At 30.9% G+C, this 24,802-nt stretch carries 22 protein-coding genes and 1 tRNA gene; 4 read left to right on the top strand and 19 right to left on the bottom strand.

Annotated features, from left to right (window positions below; genetic code table 11):
- Positions 1 to 1,545, top strand: a 1,545-nt coding sequence (locus ACI32A_RS09905; protein WP_439754899.1) for a transposase, incomplete at its 5' end; no start/stop codon positions are given.
- Between the two features lie 43 nt (positions 1,546 to 1,588).
- On the opposite strand, the gene ACI32A_RS09900 is transcribed toward ACI32A_RS09905, so the two are convergent.
- The 7 genes from ACI32A_RS09900 to ACI32A_RS09870 all read right to left on the bottom strand — a co-directional run bounded on the left by ACI32A_RS09900 (position 1,589) and on the right by ACI32A_RS09870 (position 9,730).
- Complete coding sequence (locus ACI32A_RS09900; protein ID WP_439754898.1) at positions 1,589 to 2,530, bottom strand: ROK family glucokinase; 942 nt, start codon at positions 2,528 to 2,530, stop codon at positions 1,589 to 1,591.
- Between the two features lie 42 nt (positions 2,531 to 2,572).
- Positions 2,573 to 3,148, bottom strand: a complete 576-nt coding sequence (yihA, locus tag ACI32A_RS09895) for a ribosome biogenesis GTP-binding protein YihA/YsxC (RefSeq protein ID WP_439754897.1) — start codon at positions 3,146 to 3,148, stop codon at positions 2,573 to 2,575.
- Between the two features lies 1 nt (position 3,149).
- On the bottom strand, positions 3,150 to 5,453 hold the full coding sequence (gene lon, locus ACI32A_RS09890; protein WP_439754896.1) for an endopeptidase La: 2,304 nt from the start codon (positions 5,451 to 5,453) through the stop codon (positions 3,150 to 3,152).
- A 63-nt stretch (positions 5,454 to 5,516) separates the two neighbouring features.
- Positions 5,517 to 6,794, bottom strand: coding sequence for a trigger factor (gene tig / locus ACI32A_RS09885; RefSeq protein ID WP_439754895.1), 1,278 nt, complete (start codon positions 6,792 to 6,794; stop codon positions 5,517 to 5,519).
- Entirely contained in the window at positions 6,784 to 7,569 is a 786-nt protein-coding gene (locus ACI32A_RS09880) for a DUF3196 family protein (RefSeq protein ID WP_439754894.1), read from the bottom strand. Before ACI32A_RS09880 ends, tig begins: the two co-directional genes overlap by 11 nt.
- Complete coding sequence (locus ACI32A_RS09875; RefSeq protein ID WP_439754893.1) at positions 7,566 to 8,942, bottom strand: MATE family efflux transporter; 1,377 nt, start codon at positions 8,940 to 8,942, stop codon at positions 7,566 to 7,568. The genes ACI32A_RS09880 and ACI32A_RS09875 overlap by 4 nt, the downstream gene beginning before the upstream one ends.
- An 8-nt stretch (positions 8,943 to 8,950) precedes the next feature.
- On the bottom strand, positions 8,951 to 9,730 hold the full coding sequence (locus ACI32A_RS09870; protein ID WP_439754892.1) for an InlB B-repeat-containing protein: 780 nt from the start codon (positions 9,728 to 9,730) through the stop codon (positions 8,951 to 8,953).
- A 54-nt stretch (positions 9,731 to 9,784) separates the two neighbouring features.
- On the opposite strand from ACI32A_RS09870, the gene ACI32A_RS09865 reads away from it, so the two are divergent.
- Positions 9,785 to 9,861 (top strand) — tRNA-Arg (locus tag ACI32A_RS09865).
- Between the two features lie 244 nt (positions 9,862 to 10,105).
- Positions 10,106 to 10,969: a hypothetical protein gene (locus tag ACI32A_RS09860; protein WP_439754891.1), complete on the top strand. Its 864-nt coding sequence runs from the start codon at positions 10,106 to 10,108 to the stop codon at positions 10,967 to 10,969.
- Positions 10,970 to 11,009: 40 nt separating this feature from the next.
- Here ACI32A_RS09860 and ACI32A_RS09855 read toward each other — a convergent pair whose 3' ends face one another.
- The 5 genes from ACI32A_RS09855 to ACI32A_RS09835 all read right to left on the bottom strand — a co-directional run bounded on the left by ACI32A_RS09855 (position 11,010) and on the right by ACI32A_RS09835 (position 15,083).
- Positions 11,010 to 11,768: a transporter substrate-binding domain-containing protein gene (locus tag ACI32A_RS09855; RefSeq protein WP_439754890.1), complete on the bottom strand. Its 759-nt coding sequence runs from the start codon at positions 11,766 to 11,768 to the stop codon at positions 11,010 to 11,012.
- Positions 11,769 to 11,811: 43 nt separating this feature from the next.
- Positions 11,812 to 12,543 carry an amino acid ABC transporter ATP-binding protein gene (locus ACI32A_RS09850; protein ID WP_439754889.1) on the bottom strand — a complete coding sequence of 244 codons (732 nt, stop codon included), beginning with the start codon at positions 12,541 to 12,543 and terminating at the stop codon, positions 11,812 to 11,814.
- On the bottom strand, positions 12,527 to 13,207 hold the full coding sequence (locus ACI32A_RS09845; protein WP_439754888.1) for an amino acid ABC transporter permease: 681 nt from the start codon (positions 13,205 to 13,207) through the stop codon (positions 12,527 to 12,529). The genes ACI32A_RS09850 and ACI32A_RS09845 overlap by 17 nt, the downstream gene beginning before the upstream one ends.
- Positions 13,208 to 13,301: 94 nt before the next feature.
- Positions 13,302 to 14,279, bottom strand: a complete 978-nt coding sequence (locus ACI32A_RS09840; RefSeq protein WP_439754887.1) for an asparaginase — start codon at positions 14,277 to 14,279, stop codon at positions 13,302 to 13,304.
- Between the two features lie 57 nt (positions 14,280 to 14,336).
- Positions 14,337 to 15,083 carry an SDR family NAD(P)-dependent oxidoreductase gene (locus tag ACI32A_RS09835; RefSeq protein ID WP_439754886.1) on the bottom strand — a complete coding sequence of 249 codons (747 nt, stop codon included), beginning with the start codon at positions 15,081 to 15,083 and terminating at the stop codon, positions 14,337 to 14,339.
- A gap of 81 nt (positions 15,084 to 15,164) precedes the next feature.
- On the opposite strand from ACI32A_RS09835, the gene ACI32A_RS09830 reads away from it, so the two are divergent.
- Positions 15,165 to 15,698, top strand: coding sequence for a TetR/AcrR family transcriptional regulator (locus tag ACI32A_RS09830; RefSeq protein ID WP_439754885.1), 534 nt, complete (start codon positions 15,165 to 15,167; stop codon positions 15,696 to 15,698).
- Between the two features lie 14 nt (positions 15,699 to 15,712).
- Here the strand turns inward: ACI32A_RS09830 and ACI32A_RS09825 are convergent, their stop codons facing one another.
- From ACI32A_RS09825 to ACI32A_RS09795, 7 genes are all read right to left on the bottom strand, one after another.
- Positions 15,713 to 15,934: a Lar family restriction alleviation protein gene (locus ACI32A_RS09825; protein WP_439754884.1), complete on the bottom strand. Its 222-nt coding sequence runs from the start codon at positions 15,932 to 15,934 to the stop codon at positions 15,713 to 15,715.
- A 1,140-nt stretch (positions 15,935 to 17,074) separates the two neighbouring features.
- Entirely contained in the window at positions 17,075 to 17,341 is a 267-nt protein-coding gene (locus ACI32A_RS09820) for a hypothetical protein (RefSeq protein ID WP_439754883.1), read from the bottom strand.
- A 14-nt stretch (positions 17,342 to 17,355) separates the two neighbouring features.
- Positions 17,356 to 18,510: a hypothetical protein gene (locus ACI32A_RS09815; RefSeq protein ID WP_439754882.1), complete on the bottom strand. Its 1,155-nt coding sequence runs from the start codon at positions 18,508 to 18,510 to the stop codon at positions 17,356 to 17,358.
- Between the two features lie 82 nt (positions 18,511 to 18,592).
- Entirely contained in the window at positions 18,593 to 19,576 is a 984-nt protein-coding gene (locus tag ACI32A_RS09810; protein WP_439754881.1) for a hypothetical protein, read from the bottom strand.
- Positions 19,577 to 19,685: 109 nt separating this feature from the next.
- On the bottom strand, positions 19,686 to 20,513 hold the full coding sequence (locus tag ACI32A_RS09805) for a ComEC/Rec2 family competence protein (RefSeq protein ID WP_439754880.1): 828 nt from the start codon (positions 20,511 to 20,513) through the stop codon (positions 19,686 to 19,688).
- The gene (locus ACI32A_RS09800) at positions 20,510 to 22,372 is read right to left on the bottom strand and encodes a hypothetical protein (protein WP_439754879.1); all 1,863 of its coding nucleotides are present in this window, start codon (positions 22,370 to 22,372) and stop codon (positions 20,510 to 20,512) included. Before ACI32A_RS09800 ends, ACI32A_RS09805 begins: the two co-directional genes overlap by 4 nt.
- Positions 22,373 to 22,394: 22 nt before the next feature.
- Positions 22,395 to 24,719, bottom strand: a complete 2,325-nt coding sequence (locus ACI32A_RS09795; protein WP_439754878.1) for a hypothetical protein — start codon at positions 24,717 to 24,719, stop codon at positions 22,395 to 22,397.
- Positions 24,720 to 24,802: the final 83 nt, after the last annotated feature.

The raw sequence follows: 24,802 nt of genomic DNA, 5'->3' as shown, positions 1-24,802 counted from the left end.
GAATTGAAAAAAATCGATTTTTTACTGTACATACTGGAAAAATCCAAAGCAGGTATGATCATAAAAAACATGAATTTCAAGAGCGAAACCAAAGGAAGAAACAGCCACAATCCCTACAATCTTTTCAGTCTCATCCTTTTCTGTTTTGCCTTCAAAAAGGCAACACTGAGAGACATCGAAGAGATGTGCAAATATGATCTGAGAACGATGTACTTGATGGATCAGGAAACGCCAAGCTATAAAACCATCAGTGAATTCATCAATAAAGTTATTCTTCCCAATACCTATGAACTATTTGCTGCTGTTACATCGACAATCATAGATGAGCTTGGTCTTGATATAACGGATCAGTATCTGGATGGGACCAAGTTCGAGGCAAATGCCAACAAATATAAATTTGTATGGAAGCCTACAAAATTCCATGAGAAGCTCGATGCTAAGATAAAAGGTTATCTCATAAAAATAGATGAAAAATATGCATCTAAAGAACTTATAAAGTCACATGTTCTTTTTGAAAAAATCAACAGCTTCGCAAAAAGAAATCAAGTTGATATTGAAAATATTCCTACAGGAAAAGGCAAACGAAAAACGAAGGAGCAGAAGCTATATATTGAAGGATACAACTATCTTAAGAAGCTGTTGGAATATGAAGAAAAGGAAAAAATCTGTGGAGAGAAAAGAAATTCCTATTATAAAACAGATCATGATGCAACAGCGATGGCTCTGAAAACAGACTATTATTCAGGTCATGGTACCAATATGCATGCGGCATACAATGTACAATTGATGGTTTCAAGCGGAATAGTCACCTTTTTTGGTACATTTCAGGACAGAACAGATTATCATACTATGATACCGCTTCTGACCAGATACAAAAAATACTATGGAAATTATCCAGCTAATCTATGCGCGGATTCAGGTTATGGCATTTATGAAAACTATAAGTTTCTAAAAAAGAAAAAAATTGGAAATTATGTCAAAATGACATCCTGGAATGGAGAATCCACAGGAAAGAGACCGCAGATGTATAAACTGAACGAAAACAAAGATGGATTTATATGTCTTGGAGGAAAAGAAGGGGAAATAGTTCCATTTGATTCGAAAAAACATCAGCGCAATAAAGAAGGAAAATTATACAGATTCAGTGGATGTAATTCCTGTGATTATGCATATAAATGCAAAGAGAAAATGAAAAAGAAAGACGACGATTTCAAAAAAGTAGAGCTTATTGTCGGATATGAAAAATTAAAAGAAGAGGCAAGAAAAAATCTCCTGAGCCGGAAAGGAATTGAAATCCGGGTCAACAGAAGCATACAGGCTGAAGGAGCGTTCGGACAGGTAAAACAGAATATGGGCTATTTACGTTTTCGTAGAAGAGGACTAGAAAAAGTAAATTGTGAAATAATGCTTGTCTGTCTGGGAAGAAACATCAGAAAATTGTTTTCGTTGTATGAAAAAAATGAAATCAAATCACAATATTGGACCTTGTCCGATGAGACAGTTATCAAAGAATCCTTCCCAAAATTAAAACCAAAAAAGCAATAAAAAAAGGGAGTTACGAATTATTCATTTCGTAACAGCCCCTTTTTTAGTCTAAAATTAATTTAACGGCTCCATAGATTCCTGCATTATTGGACAAAATTGCTTTTTTAATTTCTGTATTTTCCATAGAATGGAAGGCATATTGTTTGTAGTATTTTTGAATTGGATCCAAGATTAATGCCCCGGCATTGGATAATCCACCACCAATAATAAAAGCTTCTGGATTTACAACAACACCAATAGTTGCCAGTGCTTTCCCTAACATCTGTCCTAATTGTTCAACCATTTCTGTAGCAATAACATCTTTTTCCTGTGCTGCTTTACAAATGTCTTTTGTAGTAAAGTTTTCAAGTTGATGCAAAGAACTTGGAATGTCTTTATGTTCTTCTAAATATTTTTTTGTGAGTTTTACCCATCCATTAGCGGATGCATATTGTTCTAAACATCCATAATTTCCACATGCACAAGGCTGCGTTTCTCCTTGTTTTGTTGGAATATGGCCAATTTCTCCCCCAGCACCATTGGCTCCTGCTACAATTTTTCCATCGATGATAACACCACCACCAACGCCAGTTCCCAGTGTCACCATGACAATGCTTTTCTTTCCTTTTCCTCCGCCTTGCCACATTTCTCCTAAAGCGGCTACATTGGCATCGTTTCCGGCTCTTACTTTACATCCGAGTTTCTTTTCCATTGTCTGGCATACATTAAATGTTTTCCATCCTAAATTGATGCAGCCAAAAACGGTTCCATCACTTCCAATGGGTCCTGGAATTCCCATTCCTACGCCTTCAATGTCTTCAATGGATAATGATTCTTTTTCTAGTTTTTCTTGAATGGCATTTTGGATATCATCTAAAATTAAGTTTCCTTCTTGTTCTAAACGAGTCGGAATTTCCCATACGTCTTTTAATTCTCCATTTGTATGGAAAAATCCCATTTTAATGGTTGTTCCTCCAATGTCAATTCCAAATGCGTATTGTTTCATAAAATAAATCTCCTTTAAATGTATTGTAGCACAAAAAAAGTCCTAGATTTCCAGGACTTCATAGATTTTTTCTAAGACTTGTTCAAATCCAGTTTTCTCTGTGGAACTGACAGGATAAATGGATTTTAAAGGTATTTGCAGTGCTTGACTAATTGTTTTACAAGCTTTAATGCGCTTTGTTTTGCTGACTTTATCAATTTTTGTGGCAACCACTAGAATTGGAATTTCATTTGCTTTTAAAGAAGCAATCATTTCTTTGTCATCTTTTGTAGGTTCATGTCGAGCATCGACTAAAGAAATAACAGCTTTTAGTTGTTTTCTTTGAGAAAAATATTCTTCCATCATATTTCCCATTTGAATCAACATGGATTTTGACATCTTAGCAAAGCCATAACCAGGGACATCGACTAACATCCATTTTTCATCGATTTCAAAAAAATTGATGAGTCTTGTTTTTCCGGGTGTATTTCCAACATATGCTAATTTTTTTCGATTGCAAAGTGCATTGATGAAACTCGACTTTCCAACATTGCTTCTTCCTACAACAACAATTTCGGGATATTGACTATCAGGCCATTGACTGGCATTGATAGCAGATGTAACAAATGTACTTTTCATATCAGGCAACCAATGCGTTTTGTAATACTTGTTTACATGTTTGAACGGGAATGAAATTCACAGCGTCTTTCACTTCTTGTGGAATGTCGTCTAAGTCTTTGGTATTGTCTTTTGGTATTACAATATTTTCAATGCCACAACGATAAGCTGCCAATGATTTTTCTTTTAATCCTCCAATTGGAAGAACATTTCCACGCAATGTGACTTCTCCTGTCATAGCTAAATTAGCTTTGACTGGTTTTCCATTTAAACAAGATACCAATGCCGTTGTCATTGTAACACCAGCACTTGGTCCATCTTTTGGAACAGCGCCTTCTGGTACGTGAATATGGATATCTGTTTTTTCAAAGATTTTTGCGTCAATATCAAATTCTTTGGCATGAGCTTTTACATAGTCTAAGGCTATACTGGCACTTTCTTTCATAACATCGCCTAATTGACCTGTTAAAATCAATTGACCTTTTCCTTCAAATTTTTGTGCCTCAATTTGAAGAATATCACCACCAAAACTTGTATAAGCTAGACCTGTAACCGTTCCTACCTGGTCTTTCTTTTCTTTTTTTCCATAATCTACTTTTTCATTTCCCAGCCATTCTTTGATGAGTTTCTTTGTTAAAGTAATAGATTTCTTTCCGTCTTTTAAAATCGCAAGAACAGTTTTTCGACAAATAGTTGCGATTGTACGTTCTAATTGTCGAACACCTGCTTCTCTTGTATAATAACGAATCAAATATAATAAAATGTCGTCACTGATTTTTAATTGAGAGTTCTTTAATCCATTTTCACTTAATTGTTTTGGAAGCAAGTGTTCCTTGGCAATATTAATTTTTTCTACATCGGTATAACTAGATAATTGAATAATTTCCAGTCGATCTTTTAAAGCCGGTGGAATGTTTTCTAAATAATTGGCTGTGGCAATAAATAATACCTTCGATAAGTCATAGCTTTCTTCAATGTAGTGATCCGAGAATAAAGAATTTTGTTCTGGATCTAAGACTTCTAACATAGCTGAACTTGGATCGCCTTTATAATCACTGGCCATTTTATCTAATTCATCAATCAGGAATACTGGATTGGTAACTTTGGCTTTTTTCATACCTTGAATAATACGACCCGGTAAAGCGCCTAAATAAGTACGACGATGTCCTCGAATTTCAGCTTCATCGCGTACACCTCCTAAAGAAATTTTAACGAATTCACGATTTAATGCACGGGCTACACTTTTAGCCAATGATGTTTTTCCAACACCTGGTGGTCCAACTAAACATAAAATTGGTGCTTTTAAGGAATTGGTCATTTGTTTGACCGCTAAATATTCCATGATTCGTTCTTTGACTTTTTCTAAGCCATAGTGATCTTCATCTAAAATAGACTGTGCCAAATTCAAGTCTTCATTGTCTTTAGTTTCTTGCCACCATGGAAGATCCATCAACCAGTCAATATATGTTTTAATAATTCCTGTTTCTCCACTAGCCATTGGAAGCATTTCATATCGCGATAATTCATCTTTGACTTTTTCTTTGATATAGTCTGGATATGGATTTTCTTCTAATCGTTTACGAATGTTTTCAATGTCTTTATCTTGAGAAACAACGTCACCTAACTCTTCTTTGATGGCGTGCATCTTTTCTCTTAAATAATAATCTTTTTGACTTTGATCGATTCTTTCTTTAACGGTTTCATTGATTTTTTGTTCAACTTCCGTCATTTTCTTTTCTTTTTCAATATCTTGTAATAACATTTCCAATCGATCATTGATTCCCAGTGTTTCCAGATATTTTTGTTTGCGTTCTACAGTTAAAGGAAACGCCTGAATGGCTTTATCCGTCAATGCCTGAGCTCCCATTCCCTTTGATAATTCCAGCATTAACTCTTTTGAGAAAAATTTTTCAGCACTGGCCATGGCATCAAAGCTCTTGGCAATCATTCGAATCAATGCCGTTTCTTCCATTTCGTCTTGTGGAATACTTTTTAAAATAGAAACAGAGGCCATATCAGATAAAGATCCATTATTCCATGCATCCAATGCAACACGATCAATTCCTCTGAATTTTATACGTAAAAATTTATCGAAACGACGAATGTGACGAATTTCACATAAAGTCCCTGTCGTATAAATATCTTGAATTGTGGGAATATCGGTTTGCATCAATTTTTGTGAAAATAGACAGACTTTAGATTCATAATTGTCTTGTGAATTTTCGATAGCTTTTAAAGATGCTTCTCGTCCAACATCGATGACAATTTCTTGTCCTGGAAATACAATGACGCCTCTAGTACAAATTAAAGGATATTGCATTGACATAAATATTCCTTCCTTTCTTCTAAAAAAGACGCCAGGCGCCTTTTTTATTGCTCATTCATTTTATTATTTTACACTTGTTTTAATCAAGTCTAATGCTTTACGAGTTGCCAAATCAGCTTTGATATTATCAATATTGATAATGGATTTGATTTGTTCAACTGGCATTCCATATTGTTCAGACATTGAAGTATATTCTGTTTCAGCTTCTTCATCTGAAACTTCAATGTTTTCTTTTTCAACAATAGCATCTAATACCAAAGTTGATAATACTTTCTTTTGTGCTTCAGGAATGAAAGTTTGTTTTAAGCCTTCTTCTGTTTGATTTGTAGCTTGTAAGATTTGTTCAGCTGTAAAGCCAGATCCTTGCATTTGACGAGTGAAGTTTTCATACATGCCCTCTACTTCATTTTGAATCATAACAGAAGGAATATCAACTTTTGAATCTTCCATGATTTTATCCATTAAATTAGCTTCAAATTCTTCATCTGCTTGTTTTTCTCTACGATTCAATAATTCAGTGCGTTTATTTTCTTTAAATGCTTCAACCGTTTCAACACCATCTAATTTTAATTTTTGAATCAATTCATCATTAACTTCAGGTAATTCTTTTGCCTTAATATCATGAACCGTTACTTTGAAAACAGCTTCTTGTCCCGCTAAGCTTTCTTCTTGATAATCTTCTGGGAATGTAACAACAACATCTTTTTCATCTCCTGTTTTTACACCCACTAACTGATCTTCAAATCCTGGAATAAATGAATTAGATCCCAATTCCAATGGATATTCTTTTCCAGCGCCACCTTCAAATTCAACACCATCTTTTGTTCCAACAAAATCAATCACAACTTGATCGCCATTTTCAGCAGCTTGTCCTTCTTCTTTTAATACCCAGTCAGCATAGCGTTCCTGTACAGCTTTCACTTCGTTTTCAACGTCTTCATCTGTTACTGTAACTTCTGCTTTATGAATATCTAATCCTTTATATTCTCCTAAAGTTACTTCTGGAGAAACTGTACAATTAAATACTAATTCAACACTTGTTTCATTTGCGTTTTTAACATCTAATAAAGGACGATCCACTAATACTAATTTATTTTCGTCTACACCAGATTTTAATGCATCATTAGCAACTTCTTCAGCAGCTAATTCAAATAAATATTCTTTTCCAAATTGTTTACGAATAATAGAATCAGGTACTTGTCCTTTACGGAATCCTTTAAAATTTACTTGATTTTTTACTTTCTTTAATACTTTGCTTTGTGCTTTTTTCCAAGCATCTCCATCAACTGTAACAACTAATTCTCCAGTTGAGTTTTCTTTTAATGTCCAACTACTTTGCATCGTTTTCTCCTCGTCTTTCGATCAATAATGGATATTCATCCACTTCTTCTAAGTTTTTCATTTTCATAAATGCGAAAAATTCTTCGGATTGTCCAAAAGCGTCCATGACTAAGCGAATAATGGATTTCGCTAATGAATAGCTGTCAATGTCACTAAAATCAAAGGGGCGCATTTCCAATACTTCTTGTTGTAGTAAGCGTAAGCAAAACTGATAAAAAGATGGATTGTCATTGGATAACAATTCATATAAGATTTCTTTGGTTTGTATCAAAGTTTTATCTTCTTGAGTTGTTAAGATACTACTTGGAATAAAAGTAATCTCAAATCCGTTTTTTAATATTTTATAGGGAGTATCAATTTTTTGTTCCATTAGGGCTTCAATTAATTCTCCTTTGAATTCATCCAGAATATTAGAATCAAATACAGATTGAACTTCTTCTTCATAATTTCTTAGATTTAGATTCAATAATTCACTCACTGCTTTTTCTTGTTGAGCAGGTGTTCCATGAATCCATTGCATGATTTTTTCGTCATCCACTTTTTTTAAGGAACTATGAAGATGAAACTGAACCTCTTTTTGATATTCTTCTAATTTTTCCATTATGTCTTGTGGAACATAAGGCATAGAACATTCCTGATGAATTAATTCATACGCAAGTGAGAATTGCGATTCATGTATTAATTTTTCAATTTCTTGTATCAGGGATTGATAATATGAATTCACTTTGCCTCCTAGCGTACATGATATTTTAACATAACCTTTTTCAATAATCAATGAAAGTCCATGGTGGTTTCATGCATTTGTTTTAAATTTCTTGTTTCTTTGTATAAGAATATGACAGAAACAATAAAGGATATGAAATCGCTAATGGGTGCGGAATACATAATGCCTTCAATTCCATAGAAATAGCCTAAAACCAGCAACAATGGAATTAAAAATAGAACTTGTCTTGTCAGTGAGAGTATCATTCCTTTTATGGGTTTTCCAATGGATGAAAAGAATCCTGATGAAATAATTTGAAAGCCATTTAAACAGCACATAGCTAAAAAGATTTTCATAAATTGATTCGCAAAGTCAAAATATAATCCATCCTGGCTTCCAAAAATTGATAAAACTAAATCAGTCTTAAATTGAAACAAGCTCCATCCAATCATCGAAATCACAAAGTTTACACCTAAAGACAATAATAATATTTTTCGTACTCGATCATATTTTTTAGCGCCGTAATTAAATCCGGCAATGGGTTGCATACCCTGAGATATTCCAATAATAAAGGCTAATAAAATACTATTGACTTTCATTACAATTCCACAAGCTGCTAGAGGAATATCGGCTCCATAGATGCTATATTGTCCATAGTAGGTCAAGGAATTATTTAATGTGATTTGTACCAATAAAATGGCTAATTGATTAATGCCACTTGACATTCCTATAGCACAGCAATTCAATGTATTTTCTTTGGATAGTCGTATGTCTTTTCTTTCTAATTTTATATTTTTAAAATGAAATAAATAAGCAACGGCAACAATTGCCGAAATAATTTGTCCTATAATGGTTGCCCAGGCTGCTCCAGCTACGCCCATGTGAAAAATAAAAATAAAGATGGGGTCAAGTATCGTATTGATAATAGCTCCGATTACCATACACATCATAGAGTATTTGGGGCTTCCATCGGCTCGTATTAAATTCGATGAAACGTTACATGCCATTAAAAAAGGAATTCCAAATGTTGTGATGCGTGTATATATCATGGCGTATTCCATAATTGTATCCGTTGCTCCAAAGGCTTTTAAAAAATATGGTAAAAAGGCTTGCACAATCACAAAATAAAGAAGACCAGCTAATAGTGTTAAAACAATGGCGTTTCCAGCTACTTCTTTGGCTTTGTCATATTTTTTTGCACCAATGTTTAAGGAAAAACGAGAAGCCGTTCCTATTCCAATCATTAAACAAATGGCCATACAAATCGTTACGAGTGGAAAGGCAACATTGGTGGCGGCATTTCCTAAATATCCGACTCCTTTTCCAATAAAGATTTGATCTACAATGTTGTAAAGGGAGCTTACAACCATTGAAATAATGGAAGGAATCGCAAATTTTCTTAATAATTTTGATTCTTTTTCATATCCCAATATATTTTCCTGCATGTCTGATCCTACTTTCTTTTTGGTTCTATTTTTTCAAAATGCGCAATAAAGGTTTTGTCTCCAATGGAATAAGGAAGAATTGTATTTTGTTTGTTTCCTCTTGTATCGTACCATCCTATAAAGCGGTATCCTTTTTTAAAAGCGGGTTTCAATTGAATAATGTCATCAAAATATGTATAGGATTTAGGATTGCTTCGAAAGGAAGTTCCTCCATTGGTGTTATACGTAATTTGGTATTGTTTTACTTTCCAGTTGGCATAAAGAATACATGATTTTGGAATTGTTTGGTCAAAAGTAAATACATGTTGGCAATTGACATCCCAATACCAGTTTTCGAATTCATAGCCTAGTTTCATTGGAGGACGAAATTCCTCTAATTTTCCTTGTTCATTGACTTTTTTATTTTCAATCATGCCTCCGCCTCTTGTTTCAAAGTGAACTGTAAAAAAAGGCTGATAATGTGCAACTAAACAAATAGGTTCATAGATTTGAGCAGGAATAATGTCTGTAACTTTTCCATTCAGTGTCCAGCATTTAAAGAGCATTCCTTTTTTATAAGCTGGATATAATTTTATGAATCCAGATTCAATAGTCACTTTATCTGGATTCATAGCATGGTTTTGTCCTCCATCGAGTTGGTAAGTAACATCGTATTCAATCAATGTCCATTTGTCATATAAAGTGAGTTCATGGGGTAATATACCACCTGGATTCAATCTTTTTTTATATTCAGGATCAATATACCATCCTTCAAATGCATATCCTTTTCTTTCTTCGATTTCATTCATTTTTTTCATCCTTATCCTTGAAATTTATTTTTGATTTGTTATAATACATGTGTTGTCCTGGTAGCTCAGCTGGATAGAGCATGCGCCTTCTAAGCGCACGGTCAGGGGTTCGAATCCCTTCCAGGACGCCACTTTTGTTTATAAGCCTTCAAACGAAGGCTTTTTATTTTCCCATATTTTGTAAATTTTTCCCTAATCTTAGGCACATTTTCTATATTACTCGTATTTTCACTTTCTGTAAATTCTTATTTTATTCTCTTCATTGCGCCATTATTGCGCCATTAGTGGCGCAATGCTTTTTTCTTATAAATATATGTTTATGACAATGATAATGTCAATTTGAATTTTATAGTAAAAGAAAAAGGAGAGATAGAGATGAAACGAATTTCAAAATTTTTATTGAGTGGTTTATTAGTATTTGGTTTATGTGCTTGTGCAAGTGAAAATGAATCATCTTCTGAATCAAAGCCACAGACAAAAGAAACAAAAAAAATGAATATTTCTTTTGAATCAACAACTTTAGTTGATAATGACTATGCCACTTTTACTGTAAATTCCATTGAAAAAGATGGAACAATGAAAGTGACTTTGGAAAACAAAAGTGATATGACATTAATGTTTTCCATTGAAGATGCTTCTATAAATGGAATGATGGAAGATCCTTTCTGGGCAGATGAAGTAACTAGTGGAATGAAAGCCAATGAAACTATTTCTTTTCCTTCTACTTTAAAAGACGATGGTATTGATCTTGTTTCAAATATTACTTTTACGATTCGTATTTCTAATAGTGAAGATTGGAGTCTAGATCCATATGTTGTTGAAGAATTTACTTTATATCCGTATGGACAGGAAAATGAAGAAACTTTGATTCGTAAAGGAAAAGAAAGTGATATTGTTTTTGTGGACAATGATCAAGTTACGATTTTAATTGACTCTGTAGATGAAAATGGTTTCTATGGTTATACGCTTCGGTTTTATTTAGAAAATAAGACGGATCAGAATTTAATGTATTCCATTGAAAATGCTTCTGTTAATGGTTATATGGCCGATCCTTTCTGGGCTAAAAATGTTCCGGCTCATAAAAAAGCGTATAGTGAAGTTTTCTGGTCAAGTGATTTATTAGAAGAAAATAATATTGAATCGATTTCGACAATTGATATGCCATTTACTGTCAGTAATTATGGTGATTGGATGGCTAGTCCCATTCTTGAACAAGTTTTTACGTATTCAGTTGAATAAAAAAAAGTCTCCATCCATATTTCAGGATGGAGATTTCATTTTATTTTGCGATATATTTGTTGACGATTTCGTCGTATCCACCGTTTTCTTTTAATTCAGCTAATCCTTTATTAAAAGCATCTAATAATTCCTGGTTTTCTCCTTTTAAGACTGCAAAACCATATTGTCCATTTGGATCTTCATGAATGATTTTAAAATCCACTTGTCCACTGGCAATTTTATATCCAACAACTGGAATATCTTCAAAACATCCATCAACTTCACCATTTTTTACCATTTCATACATAATTGTTGTTTGTTCAACAACAGTTAATTCAAATCCATATTCTTCGGCAATGCTGGATGCATAGTCATATCCTTTTGTTCCACTCTTAGCAACCATTGTTTTTCCTTTAAGATCATCAATTGAATTAATATCACTATCAGATTGAACCGCAATGGCAACTCCTGTATCATAATAAGGATCTGAGAAATCATATTTTTGGGCTCTTTCTTCTGTAATTGTCATACCAGCCATAACAGCATCGACTTCTTTGGATTCAAGTGCTGTAACTGCGGCATCAAATCCTAATACTTCCCATTCAATTTTAATGCCCTGGTTTTCCATAATGGTATTGACTAAGTCAATATCAATTCCTACTTGTTGGCCATCCACTTCCATTTCAAATGGTTCATACGTAATGTCTGTTCCAATTTTGTACACCTTTTCCTGGTCTTCACCTGATGAGCTTGAACAAGCTACTAATGAAAATGCCATTGTTGCAGCTACCATACCTTTAAAAATTTTTGTCAAATTCATAGTTTATTCCTCCCTTGACATTTGTATTCACAAATGTAAATACCTATAATACTTTGTTTAAAAAATTTATGGTTCTTTCTTCTTTTGGATGCAGTAATACTTCTTCTGGACTTCCTTGTTCCACTATATAACCACCATCCATAAAGATGACACGTGTTCCAACTTCACGCGCAAAACCCATTTCATGCGTAACAACAACCATTGTCATACCAGAATCCGCTAGTTCTTTCATAACTTGTAGTACTTCTCCTACCATTTCTGGGTCCAATGCACTGGTTGGTTCATCAAATAAAAGAATAGATGGATTCATGGCTAAGCCTCTGGCAATGGCAACTCTTTGTTTTTGTCCACCCGATAACATAGCTGGATACACATCTGCTTTTTCAGTCAAGCCTACGCGTTCTAGTAATTCCATAGCTTTTTGTCTGGCTTGTTCTTTATTGTATTTTTTCAATAAAACAGGAGCCATCATAATGTTTTGAAGAACCGTTTTATGAGGAAATAAATTAAAGTGTTGAAAAACCATTCCAATGTTTTCGCGTACTTTATTAATGTTGATTTTAGGATTTGTAATGTCTTGTCCATTGACAATGACAGTTCCATCTGTAATTTCTTCTAATCCATTTAAACATCTTAAAAACGTTGATTTACCAGAACCCGATGGTCCTATCACACAAACCACTTCACCTTCTTGAATTTGAATATTAATGTCTTTTAATACTTCAAGGTCTCCAAAGTGTTTTTTTAGATGTTCCACTCTAATTTTTTCGTCCATATGATAACTTCCTTTCTACGATTCTTGCGATTCTTGAAAGAACAAAGCAAGCTATTAAATAATATAGAGCGACAATAATCCATAGCGGCAATACCTGGTTTGCGGATGTCGATGTTATAATTCGTCCATTGTTTGTAAGTTCACGAACACCTATTACGGAAATAAGAGACGTATCTTTTAGTGAAATAATAAATTGATTAATAATAGATGGAAGCATGGTTCGAATAGCTTGTGGCAAAATGACATGGATCATTGTTTGCCCATAAGATAAGCCTAAACTACGAGCAGCTTCCATTTGTCCTTTGTCAACGGATTCAATTCCACCTCGTACAATTTCTGCCATATAAGCTCCTGCATTTATGGTTAAGGTTACAACACCAGCCATAAAGGCACCTCCAATGTTTTTCCAGCTAAAGCCTGGAATAGCGGATCCAATTCCAAAATATACAACAAAGATTTGAACCATTAACGGGGTTCCTCGAATGATTTCAATGTAGACATTACTAATGAATCGTAAAAATTTATTGTGACTGATTTTAAAGAGTCCAAAGATGATTCCAATAAATGAGGCTGCAAACAAAGACAATAGGGCGAGTTTTAGTGTCATCACAAAGGCAGCAATATAGGTTGGAAAGCTATCAATGATTAATTCAAAAAAGTTCATATTCTTTCCTCCAAAAAAAAAAAAGACAGTTGTTCTAAACTGCCTCTTTGCATATTCCTATTGTAGTCAATTTTTATTTTGAATGCAATATATTTTAATAGTCTTCAAATATTTTTTTGATTTCATCTACTTTATTTGTCTGTGTTAAAGACAACATCAATAAAATTCTTGCCTTGGCACCAGATAACGTATTAGCAGGAATACAATTATGAAGTGGATCAAAAATTTCATCATCAAATACGATGCCTTCGCTTACACGAGAAGAACGAACAAAAACAATATCTTTTTGTGATAATTCATTAATGGCTTTCAGCCATGCTTTATTATAGTTTCCACTTCCAGATCCAATAATGACAATTCCCTGGTTTTCTTTTGCAGCATCATATAAAATCGAAACAGGTGCTCCACCGTAATAATATACAATGGCGACTTTGGGTAGTGTTTTATATTCTTTGGCAAAAATAGATTGATTGGTGTGTTTTTTATTAATATCGGAAAAGAAATATACTTTTTCATCTTGCATATAACCTAAACAACCCGATGTTTTTTGTCCAAAAGCATCTATTTTATAGTTATTGATTTTATAGATATCTCTTCCTGCATAAATTGTACTTGAAAACAAAACCATAACGCCTTTATTATAAGAAGAATCATGGGCTGCTAAGCTAACGGCTTGATATAGATTAAAAGGACCATCAGCACTTGTAGCCGTTGCTGGACGCATAGCACCTGTTAAAACAACTGGTTTATCTGTATTGATTGTTAAATTTAAATAATAAGCCGTTTCTTCAATTAAATCGGTTCCGTGTGTAATAACAATGCCATCAATGTCTTCTTCCTTTACAATCGTATTTATTGTATTGGATAACTGTATCCAATGGGTTTCATCCATTTCATTGGAATCTATATTAAACAATTGATACGAACGAATATTAGCTAAATTCTGAATCGAAGGAATCGATTCAATGATTTGTTCTACACTAATTTCTCCAGCATGATAAGCCACTGTTTTTCCGTGTTGGCCTGTTCCAGCAATTGTTCCACCAGTTGCGACAATTAAAATCTTTTTCAAAGTATCACCCTACTTCATTGTAGTAAAAGAAACATAAAATGAAAAGATTTTATTCTTCTAACAAGTACACATTCCACCGTCTACACTAATTTCAGCTCCATTGATCCAGCTTGCTTCGTCCGAACATAAGAAACAACATACATCCGCAATATGATCTGGTGTATTGAATGATTTTACGGGCATAGCTTTAATCAAATTTGATAAATCATTTTGAGCTGGATGATAAGCCAATCCACCTAATGTCAAATGTGTTGCACATCCTCCAGGATGAATGATGTTACAGCGAATATTATGTTTGGCATAGCTAAACGCAATGGATTTTGTCAATCCAGATAATCCTGCTTTAGCGGCTGTATAACTTGGTCCATGGTTTCCTCGAATTGCTGCATACGATCCAATATTGACAATTGCACCTGATCCGTTTTCAATCATTAATGGAATGGCTTCTCTTAAAATTCTAAAAGGCGCTTTCAAATCCAGTTCCATGACTTTATCCCATCTTTGGTCGTCTGTTTCTAATAATGGATAACTTAAATCATTTATACCGGCAATGTTGCATACACCATCTAATTTTCCAAATGTTTCTTTTGTCTTTTTTATGAGATTTTGAATGTCTTCTAATTTTGTTACATCCACAACAATTGGCATTACATTTTCTTGTTCCTTCCACATATCCATTACTTTTTCACTAATATCAACAGCAATAACTTTTGCACCTTCTGAAATAAATTTAGCCGTAGTAACTTGACCCATTCCACTTGCGGCACCAGTAATAATAAAAACACGATTTTCTAGTCTGTTCATAAACAAGACCTCCTTTACATTTTTATTATTTCAGACTACAATTTGGAAAAGAACCACAAAAATACAATAGGTGTTGGATTTATGAATAAAAAAAAGAACAAACAATATGAACAAACACATCAAAAAATTTTAGATGAATTATTTCATGAAATTGAAAATGATACCATTCCATCAATTTCAAAAATCTGTAAAAACATTCAAATTAATCGATCTACTTTTTATGAACACTATGAATCTTTAGAAGACCTATTCAATGAAGCACAAGACCATGTGTATCAAGACTTTCTAAAAGATTTTCCTTTAGCCATTGTCAATGCGAATTATAATTTTTATGTATCTTTTGCGAAAAACGTCAAAAAGAATAAAAACTTTTATAAAATTTTTTTCTATATCAATGATCGAGTGTTTCCTATTCAAAAAGGATATAATGAATTAAAAACAAATTTAATTCCATATTTTCATCAAAAAGGCATTACAGACGAAATCCTTATACGCTATCGCATCATTGCCTATGAAGCCTCTTTTACCAATGTATTCAAAGCCTGGGTACAAGAAGACTGTCAAAGCGATGAAAAAGAAATCGCAAAAATTGTATATGAATGTTGTAAATACTAAAGGAGAATAGAAAACTATTCTCCTGGTTCTAATTTAATGACTTTTCCTTTATTCCATAGTTCAACTGTACGTCTAGCTGCATCCAATCTCTCATCATCTGTTTTAAAATTCACATTAACGGAATGACACCCACAATCCATACAAGTTACATAATAACTATTTCCTTCTTCTTCTAATAAAGCAGCACCTTCACATTTTGGACAATCATAAATAACTAATTGACTTTCAATATCCATAGAATTTCTCCTTTTTAAACTTTGTTCATTATATCACATTCCATAAAAAGAAAAATAAATACGCTTATTAAAATTTAGATTATTTATAGAACAATCGAAATCATTGAAATTAAAAATTATTTAGTTTATACTATAGATGTTCAAAAGAGAACCTGAAATTAAAAGAAACGCAAGGGTTGCAGCCCTTGCGTTTCGCTATTATGGAGAACCTGAAAATTTGATGGATAGACTACCGTCTAAAACAGCTGATAATCTTATAAGTTATTATAAGAATCAAGTACAGAATAACTAAATATTCCATATACGGTAGCCCTCCTTCTCAATTCATGAGTGGTTCTCCAGAATATTTTTCTGTTGTTCCATAAGAGTTCTCCTTAATAGCACACATTCCTGTGCAAAATTAATTATACAGATTAAAAATTATTTATTCCTTACATTCCATACTCTTTTATTTTATTTTTTACATTGGATATGTTATTTGTGACAAAATCCAGATAATTATACATATAAATGAGATATCCACATTTTTAAATCATTGAAATTTTAAAAAATCTAGTTTATACTATAAATGTTCAAAAGAGAACCTAAAGAAAAAAGAAACGCAAGGGCTGCTACCCTTGCGTTTCGCTATTTTGGAGAACCTAAAGATTTACAGACTACCGCCTAAAACAGTTGATAATCTTATAAGTTATTATAAGAATCAAATACAGAATAACTAGATATTCTATATACGGTAGCCCCCCTTCTCAATTCATGAGTGGTTCTCCAGAATATTTTTCTGTTGTTCCATAAGAGTTCTCCTTAATAGCACACATTCCTGTGCAAAATTAATTATACAGATTAAAAATTATTTATTCCTTACATTCCATACTGTTTTTGTTTTATTTTTTATAATAGATATGTTATTTATAACAAAAACCAGATAATTATACATATAAATGAGATATCCACATTTTTTAATCATTGAAATTTAAAAAAATCTAGTTTATACTATGAATGTTCAGAAGAGAACCTAATACAAAAAAAGAAACGCAAGGGTAGCAGCCCTTGCGTTTCGCTATTTTGGAGAACCTGATTCATTAAAGACTACCGTCTAAAACAATTGATAATCTTATAAGTTATTAATATACGGCAGCCATCTTATCCATTCAATATTTTCATACAAATGAATGGAACACCAATCATAAAGATGGAACAAAGAAATGGGTGGTTTTTGAATATAAATGGTGTAGATAATGCGAATATGCATAATCCAATCGAAATCAATATTCTTGTTAATGAAATATTTGTATGTTTTTTAGATGGTTTTATTGAATGATTATTATTTTCTTCATTACTTATTGTATAGTCCATATATTCATCAAATACATCATTTCTATTGTTTCCATTCCAATCAAAGTTATTCATAATTGATATTCTTTCTATGATAATTCTGAATTTGGAATATAAATTGATTCATGATCCATCAAAAATTCATTTTCCTGATTATATATTTGTTCCAATTTTCGAAATTGTTGAGCAAATTCTAAAATATTTAAATCTTTGTACAATCTAAATTTTTCCATCAATTTATCAATAAAATCATTTGGAAGCGATTTAACTCCATTTCCTAATGAAATCAAAAATTCATCTACTGGTGTTCTGGATATTACAGGAATTTTCTCCATTGATTTCCCTAATTTTTTAGATACTTTACCCAAAGATTGAATGGCTTTTAAGTCCAGAGAAGACTGTGCAAATTGTTTTAAATAATTATATGTTTCTGTATATAGTTTTCGATATTCCATATTATATTGACGAATTTGCATCAGCGCATTTTCAATCACATTGGTCTCATAATTATCAGCCAATAGTGTTTCTACATATAATGAATAACTAAACATATAAATAGCTAGACGATAATATTGAAATTGATTAACTAATTCAATGGTTTCTTTATTTGTTTCAAGTGAACTAATGTGAAGTCCTTTTCTTTTATTTAATTGAATTGAAATACGTTCTTTATATTTTTCAATATTTTGATATGCATCTTGTTTAATATCAATGGCTTTTGTTTTATAGTCATTTTTATAGACTTGGTCTTGGTATCTATATTTTAAATTTGAAATAACATCAAACAACATCTTGATGTTTCCTTTAATTTGACTGTGTTCCTGTGTTTCTATCGTTGATAATATGTTTTGTTGTGTTTCCTGTATTTCATTTAATTTTTGATCTAAATTCATTAACATTGCCATTGTACAAATCATTGTTAAATCAATAGACTTGCCTTTTCCAATAAATTCATCAATTGGAATTAATTGCGCTTGACCTGCAATTCCATTTTCATCAATTAAAGTTGAAATATATCCAGCTTTTTCTTTTAGCTTTGCTAAATGAGTACCAGGAGGAATAATTGCTTTATAGATTCCATCTGTCTGTGCTAGTGAATTTGCCGATATTGTTGTATATAATTGAGTAATCATAAAACCTAAATCGGATAATTCAGATAAGGATACCCTGGTATATTTATCTTTTTCATCTAATTCATCTAATCCAGGATAAAAAATAATTTCCATTAATTCGTCTTGATTCATAATCCACTCTCTTTTCTTTGATTTGATTATATCACTATATAAAAAAAGAAAATACAAGCTCAGTAACTTGTATTTCTTTTTGTTAAAAATCAATTTTATAATTCATTATTGTTCTTTGCTCTCTTTTAACTTGTTCTAATGCACTAAGTGTTCCAGACATTTTAAATTGAGATAAAGCTTCGTCTATTTTTATAGCAATATTCTGATTTATTTGAGATGAATTACTATATTTTAAGTCATAACTCATTGAATGAATAGGATTAATTTTACTCATTCTCATATTAATCAAAGAAATTATATCTTCATCATTTTTAAAATACTGTAGTTCAGGCATTTGTGGTTCTCCACCATTTAGATACATTTCTGCACCAATCTCAATACTTTCATAATCATCTTTTCCATATTGATATTTAGCTTCTTCTTTTTCTTGGACCTTTATCTTTTCAATTTTAGCTTCCTTTTTATGTGATCCTTCTACTTTCTTTTTAACAAAATTCGCTCTTTCTACTTTAAAAGTAACAGAAAAATGCTTGGCTCCTAATGAAAAAGCAATATTTTTTAATTCATTTACTTTTGCTTTTTTAACCATCGCAAAATAATATTCTAAATCTATAAAATGATTCGGATTAAATGGATCCACGTAGTATATACTATCTTCTGCTGATGGATAAAATGTATAATCAAATTCACTAACTTTATTGACATACATTTCAAGTATATTTAATGGTTTGATTTTTGTGAAACCAATTGCATGTTCACACCCAATTAAATTTTTTCTTTTATCGGATGGAATAATACGAATCATTGAAGGTTTAATTTCACTGCGAATATCTTCTTTACTGAAAACAGGATGATTATTTCTTCTATTAAATTCTATAATTTCTTTTTGAACTTTATCAGATAAATCATTGGCCCCTTCTACAATTGCTTGTTGTGTATTTTCTGCAAATTGAATTGCTTTTTCTTTTGCTTTTGGAGTTACTTCAACAACAGAATCTTTAATTTCTTCTAATTTATTATTTACAATTTTTTTTGCATGTTTTATTCCATTAATTTTACTTTTCATAATCATATCCTCAAATATTTGTTACACTGCAATACTATTTTTATACCGTTGATTAGAATTTTGTAATCATCAAGTTATATAAATTAATTGATTGATTACACAAAAAACACTAATATTTATTTGTTTTTATTTCTAATAAACCATTATTTACTGTCACTTCAATATTTCCCACTTCCTTAGTTATATAGTATTTTGTTTTACTTTGATCTAACATATCAATCATTTTTTTGTTGGGGTGATTATATTGTTCTCCTGCCGAAATAATTGCATATTTAGCATTTACAGAATCCAAAAATGCGCTTGATGTTTTTTCATCGTCATTTATTGATCCATGATGAGGAATTTTAATTATATCACATTCAAAATGTTCATCATCAAAGTATTTATTAGAAAATTCTGTCTGTTGATCCACAGACATGTCTCCCGTAAATAAAAATACTTTATCACTATATTCAATAGTTAATACAATTGAATCATTTTTATTTTTTTTAGGATTTCCAACGAGAATAATGTTTATTAAAGCAGAACCAAATTTATATTTTTTTCCTTTTTCAGGAATAATAATATCTTTTTTAAGTCTGTCTTTAAATACATCAAATGAAGCATTTTCTGAATAATTTGTGTTGCATAAAACCTTCTTTATTTTTAAATCATTATTCATAACTTCACTTATTCCATAATAATGATCTTTATGAGCATGTGAAATAATCAAATAATCTAACTTTTTGACACTATTATCTCTTAAAACAGAGCGAATAACCATTTCAGATCCACTTGGTCCACCATCAATCATCATGTAATGTCCATCACATTCAATAAGTGCTGCATCTCCTTGTCCAACATTTAAATATTTTATGGAGAAAGAAGAACTTTTTGAACAAGAAATAATCGAACATAAGATAGAAAATACAAGAATAATCCTTATGTGTTTTTTCATACTTTCTCAAACTCTACTTCATTTGGTAAAATCCATTTTTCTTTAATTTCTTTTACTTTAAAATTTATTTCTATTGGCGTATAACAATTCCCATTAAATATTTGAATATTTACTTTTGTATTTTCTGTCCATTTTATATCTTTTAAAGTATCACTTGTTATTTCTGCTTGAAATTGATTGATATCGTGACTTTTATTTCTATTTACAGTTTTTACTTGTAAATCTTTTATGGTTTTTGATGAATTCCCATTTGTTATTGTCAACACAATATTTGAATCATTTGTTAACAAATTTAATGGTACATAAATTTTATTTTTCTCTAATATTAACGAATAATCACTAACGTTTCCAAATGAATATCTATCATTAATTGGTTTAGATAAAAACACACCATTTGAATCTGTTTGTAAAATTTGCTCAATTTTACTTTTTTCTGCTTCTGAAATATTTAATTCCTCAGCTAGTCCAAACAACAAATCACAATTCAGGATCAAAGGTTCATAAATATCCAATAATTCTGTCTCTCTTGTTTCTTTCAATTGCTTATTATAACTATTCACCCGTTTCTTTTCTTGACTTAATTCTTTTCTATCCATTGAATTTTTTTGTTGATCGGATATTTTAATCTCTTGAACATCTGAAAGATAAATTTTATTTATTTCTAATTGTTCGTCTACTAAATAATTTACATTATTTAATACAATTTTATACGCCTTTTCTAAATATGAAACATCATTTGTTTTTGAAAATAAATCCATATATATTTCTGCAGCAAAATATCGTAGACCCCATTCATCAGCATTTGTATTTTTTAGTATTTTTTCTGAATATTCTTCTGCCTTTATAATATACTCATCTTCATTTAAGACAAATGAAGATGAAATAATTGCTAACGGCATAACCTCGCTATAGTTTATGTCTTTACGAAAAATACCAGTATATATGGAATCATATTTTGCAATGCAATTTAATACTCTGTCATATTGTTCATTTTCATAGTAACATTTTGCCAATTCAAGCCAATATTCCCCATAAAATTCATATGTTTCTTGTTCTTCTTCCAAGAATTGCATCTTTCTCATGTTATTATCTTTGTTGATAATATTCGAAAATGCTTCAACAGATTCTGAGTTTAAAGTTTTGTTACCAGGAATATCATTTTCTTGAACAATATCTACCATATATTTAAAACTACTTTTTTTATTTTTATGAAAAGTTTCTTCCTCTTCATCTTCCAAATCCCAATTATCTTTTAAATAATCCAAATCTAATTCTTTATTATATGTATCATAATTGTTATATGAATCAACTGCCATAATTAATACAGTTCCTGCGAATTTTTTCCAATCTAGAGTTGATGCTGCACTTAAAACCAACATAGGATTAGGCATAGCTTCTTTTATTGCCATTGCTTTATATTGATTATAAATATAATCTAACCTTTCCCTCTTTTTATCCACTAGTCGATATTGATAAATAGTATCTAATAAATCTATAACGCGATCTTCTGTATTTATATCAATTTTATCTGGGTTAATATTATCCATAAGAAGGTTATATACTTCTTCTAAATATAGACGATTATTTTTTGAATCATCAATTTTTTGTGAAGTTACCGCCAAATAATTTAGCATAGCAATGGAATTAAGTTGCTTATCATTTAGCACTTCATTGACTTCTAATTCTTCCTTATTTTCTAAAATAGAATCAATATATGTGTCATCTTTTTTTTCTGAAATTTCTTCTTGAATTTCGTTAATCTCTTTATTTTTTTCTTTTACAATATTTTCTGAGTTTTCTTCAATTATTTGATTTGTAGAACATCCAGCTAATGAAATAGCCAATAATAAAACAATCATTTTATTCACATTTTTCATGATTTTACCCTTTATATTTCTTTATCATCTTCTTTAAATTATTATTTGTTAATTCATAATTCTTTATACTTTTTTCTAAGTTATTAATAATTTTCTTTTTATCTTTTGATTGTTTTCCTTTTTGTTTTAAGAGCTTTAATTGCAATTGATAACTATCAATATCATTTTCTAAGATTTTTTGCAGTGTTTTAACTTCTTTAATTTTTCCATATTTTTCCAAAAGAATTACTTCACACTTTACCAATAATTTTGCATTATCTACTTCAATATATTTAGGAGATGAAAGTAAAGAAATAGCGCTTGTTGCTAATCCACTTGTTCCTAATCCTATTAATGCTCCTCCACCAGCAATCACAAAGGTTCCTCCTGCCATTCCAAATCCACCAGCAGCTAGAGAACCTCCACCAACTAAAGCCAAACTTGCGTTTACAAGAGCAGCTCCATGTAATGCTGGAAATGCGCCACCGAAAAGTGCAACAGCTATTTCTGGTGCAAATGCAAGGGCTACTCCACCTGTAACAGCAGCAAAAGCAATAGTTCCTACAGCAACAACAGCCACTTTTTTCGTATTCATTCCTTCTGATTTATTGATATATTTTTCATATGATTTTTTTATTTCACGAACTTCTTTAGTATCAATAAACAATTGTCCCTTACAAAACATATCCTCAATATATGTTTTATATTCTAATTTTAATTTTTTATATTTCTTAATGTCTTCGTCTAAAGGACAATAAGGATTAAAAGAAATCAACTCTAAAATAATTTTATAAAGCCATGCCAAATCTTTTGTATTGTTAGCATGTGTGTATATCATTTTATAAACCTTTTCTTCTTCATCTTCAAACAGTTTTTGATATCCTAAAGATTCAACCGATATGTTTTTCCAATTTACTAACCATTCTTGTTTTAACTCCATGTTTTTTGCATCTTTTGTTTTTTGGATATCATATTTAACAATTTGTTGTTCTAATGAATATAAAATTTTTGTTTCATTTTTATTTAAACCCAAAATATAATTTAGATTTTCCTGAGATAAAGTTTCTTCTTTTTCAACAAAATGTATATCTGGTCTGTAGATAAATTTTTTTATATCTTCTTCTATATATTTAGAATCAATTTTACAAACTGTTATAAAACGACATACGTTATTTAAATTAATAGAGCTTACTACAGCGTTAACACCTTTAATGACTTCTAAGCAAGCATTTACATAATTTTGGTCTTTCAAGTTTTGTGCAATATTTTTAGATTTCATTTTGATTTCTAAAGCAACCGCAGAACCCAAATCTAAACCTAAAAATACGCCAGAAGATACACTTTCAATTCTATAATAAATTCTTTCGTTTTCCTCTTTATACATAGATAAATCCAATAATTTTAGTTGTTCTATTGTCATAATATTGTGTTTCTTTACTTCTTGAATAAAAAATCGAATAAAAATGTATGAATGAACCATCAATTCATTAAATATTATTGGAATATCCTTCTTTAATATGACACAATCTTCATTAGCTATATTCAATTCAATTTTTGATTTTTTAATTTCTTCTTTAAACCAATTCATTAAGACTGTTTGATTAAATTCTTCTTGGTTGAAGAATTTTAATTTTGACAATTCTTTAATAATAGATTTGATTTTTTCCAAACCTTCTGTTGCTTTGAAAACATCATTCATTTCATCTTTAAATAATCCATTTTCTCTATAAATTGCTGTTTCATTCATGAACCATTCGATAATCCCAAATATAACATCCTCTAATATTTCATTTATTTTAATTTCTTTATTTATACGATTAATAATGATTTTTCCATCTTCATCAAAACCCACTTCAATTCCTGTAACACTTTTTAATATACTGAAAAATAATCCTTTATAGCTGAAACTTTTTGCACAATCTTCAAACATTTTTATATAGTTTATACTATCTTTTATTATGTCTTCTTGATTAATTAAAAATTCATGAATTCTTTTTTGTGCATATACTAAATCTTCTTGTTCAATCTTATTGCTCTTCAGTAAAATGGAATATAAATTTTCTAGATTAGAAAAATCACTTTTTTCTAGCTCAATTTTATCTTCATCCATTTTATTTACTAATTTATTGACATAATTAGAAACTACACCACAAAAAATGGCATAAAGATAATCAAATTTATCTGCTTTCTTTATACTTTCAATAAATTTAATATCGATAATATCAACATCTTCAGAAAAAGTATTTTTGCCATAAAGCTTTTCTAAAGTATCATCAATAAACATTGCATTTTCAATATAGTAATGGACATCCTTTATCATCAAAGAATTCGTTGGTATTATTTCATACATTTTTCTTTTCTCCTTCATATACAAAAAGGCTGTCTTAAAAAATAAGTCAGCCTAATTATTTCTACTAAAACTATGTACTTGTA

The organism is Floccifex sp. (genome assembly GCF_051873555.1).
Taxonomy (GTDB): Bacteria; Bacillota_I; Bacilli_A; order Erysipelotrichales; family Erysipelotrichaceae; genus Floccifex.
The sequence above is the reverse complement of the archived record's forward strand: the minus strand, read 5'-3'. Positions and strand labels throughout refer to the sequence as shown.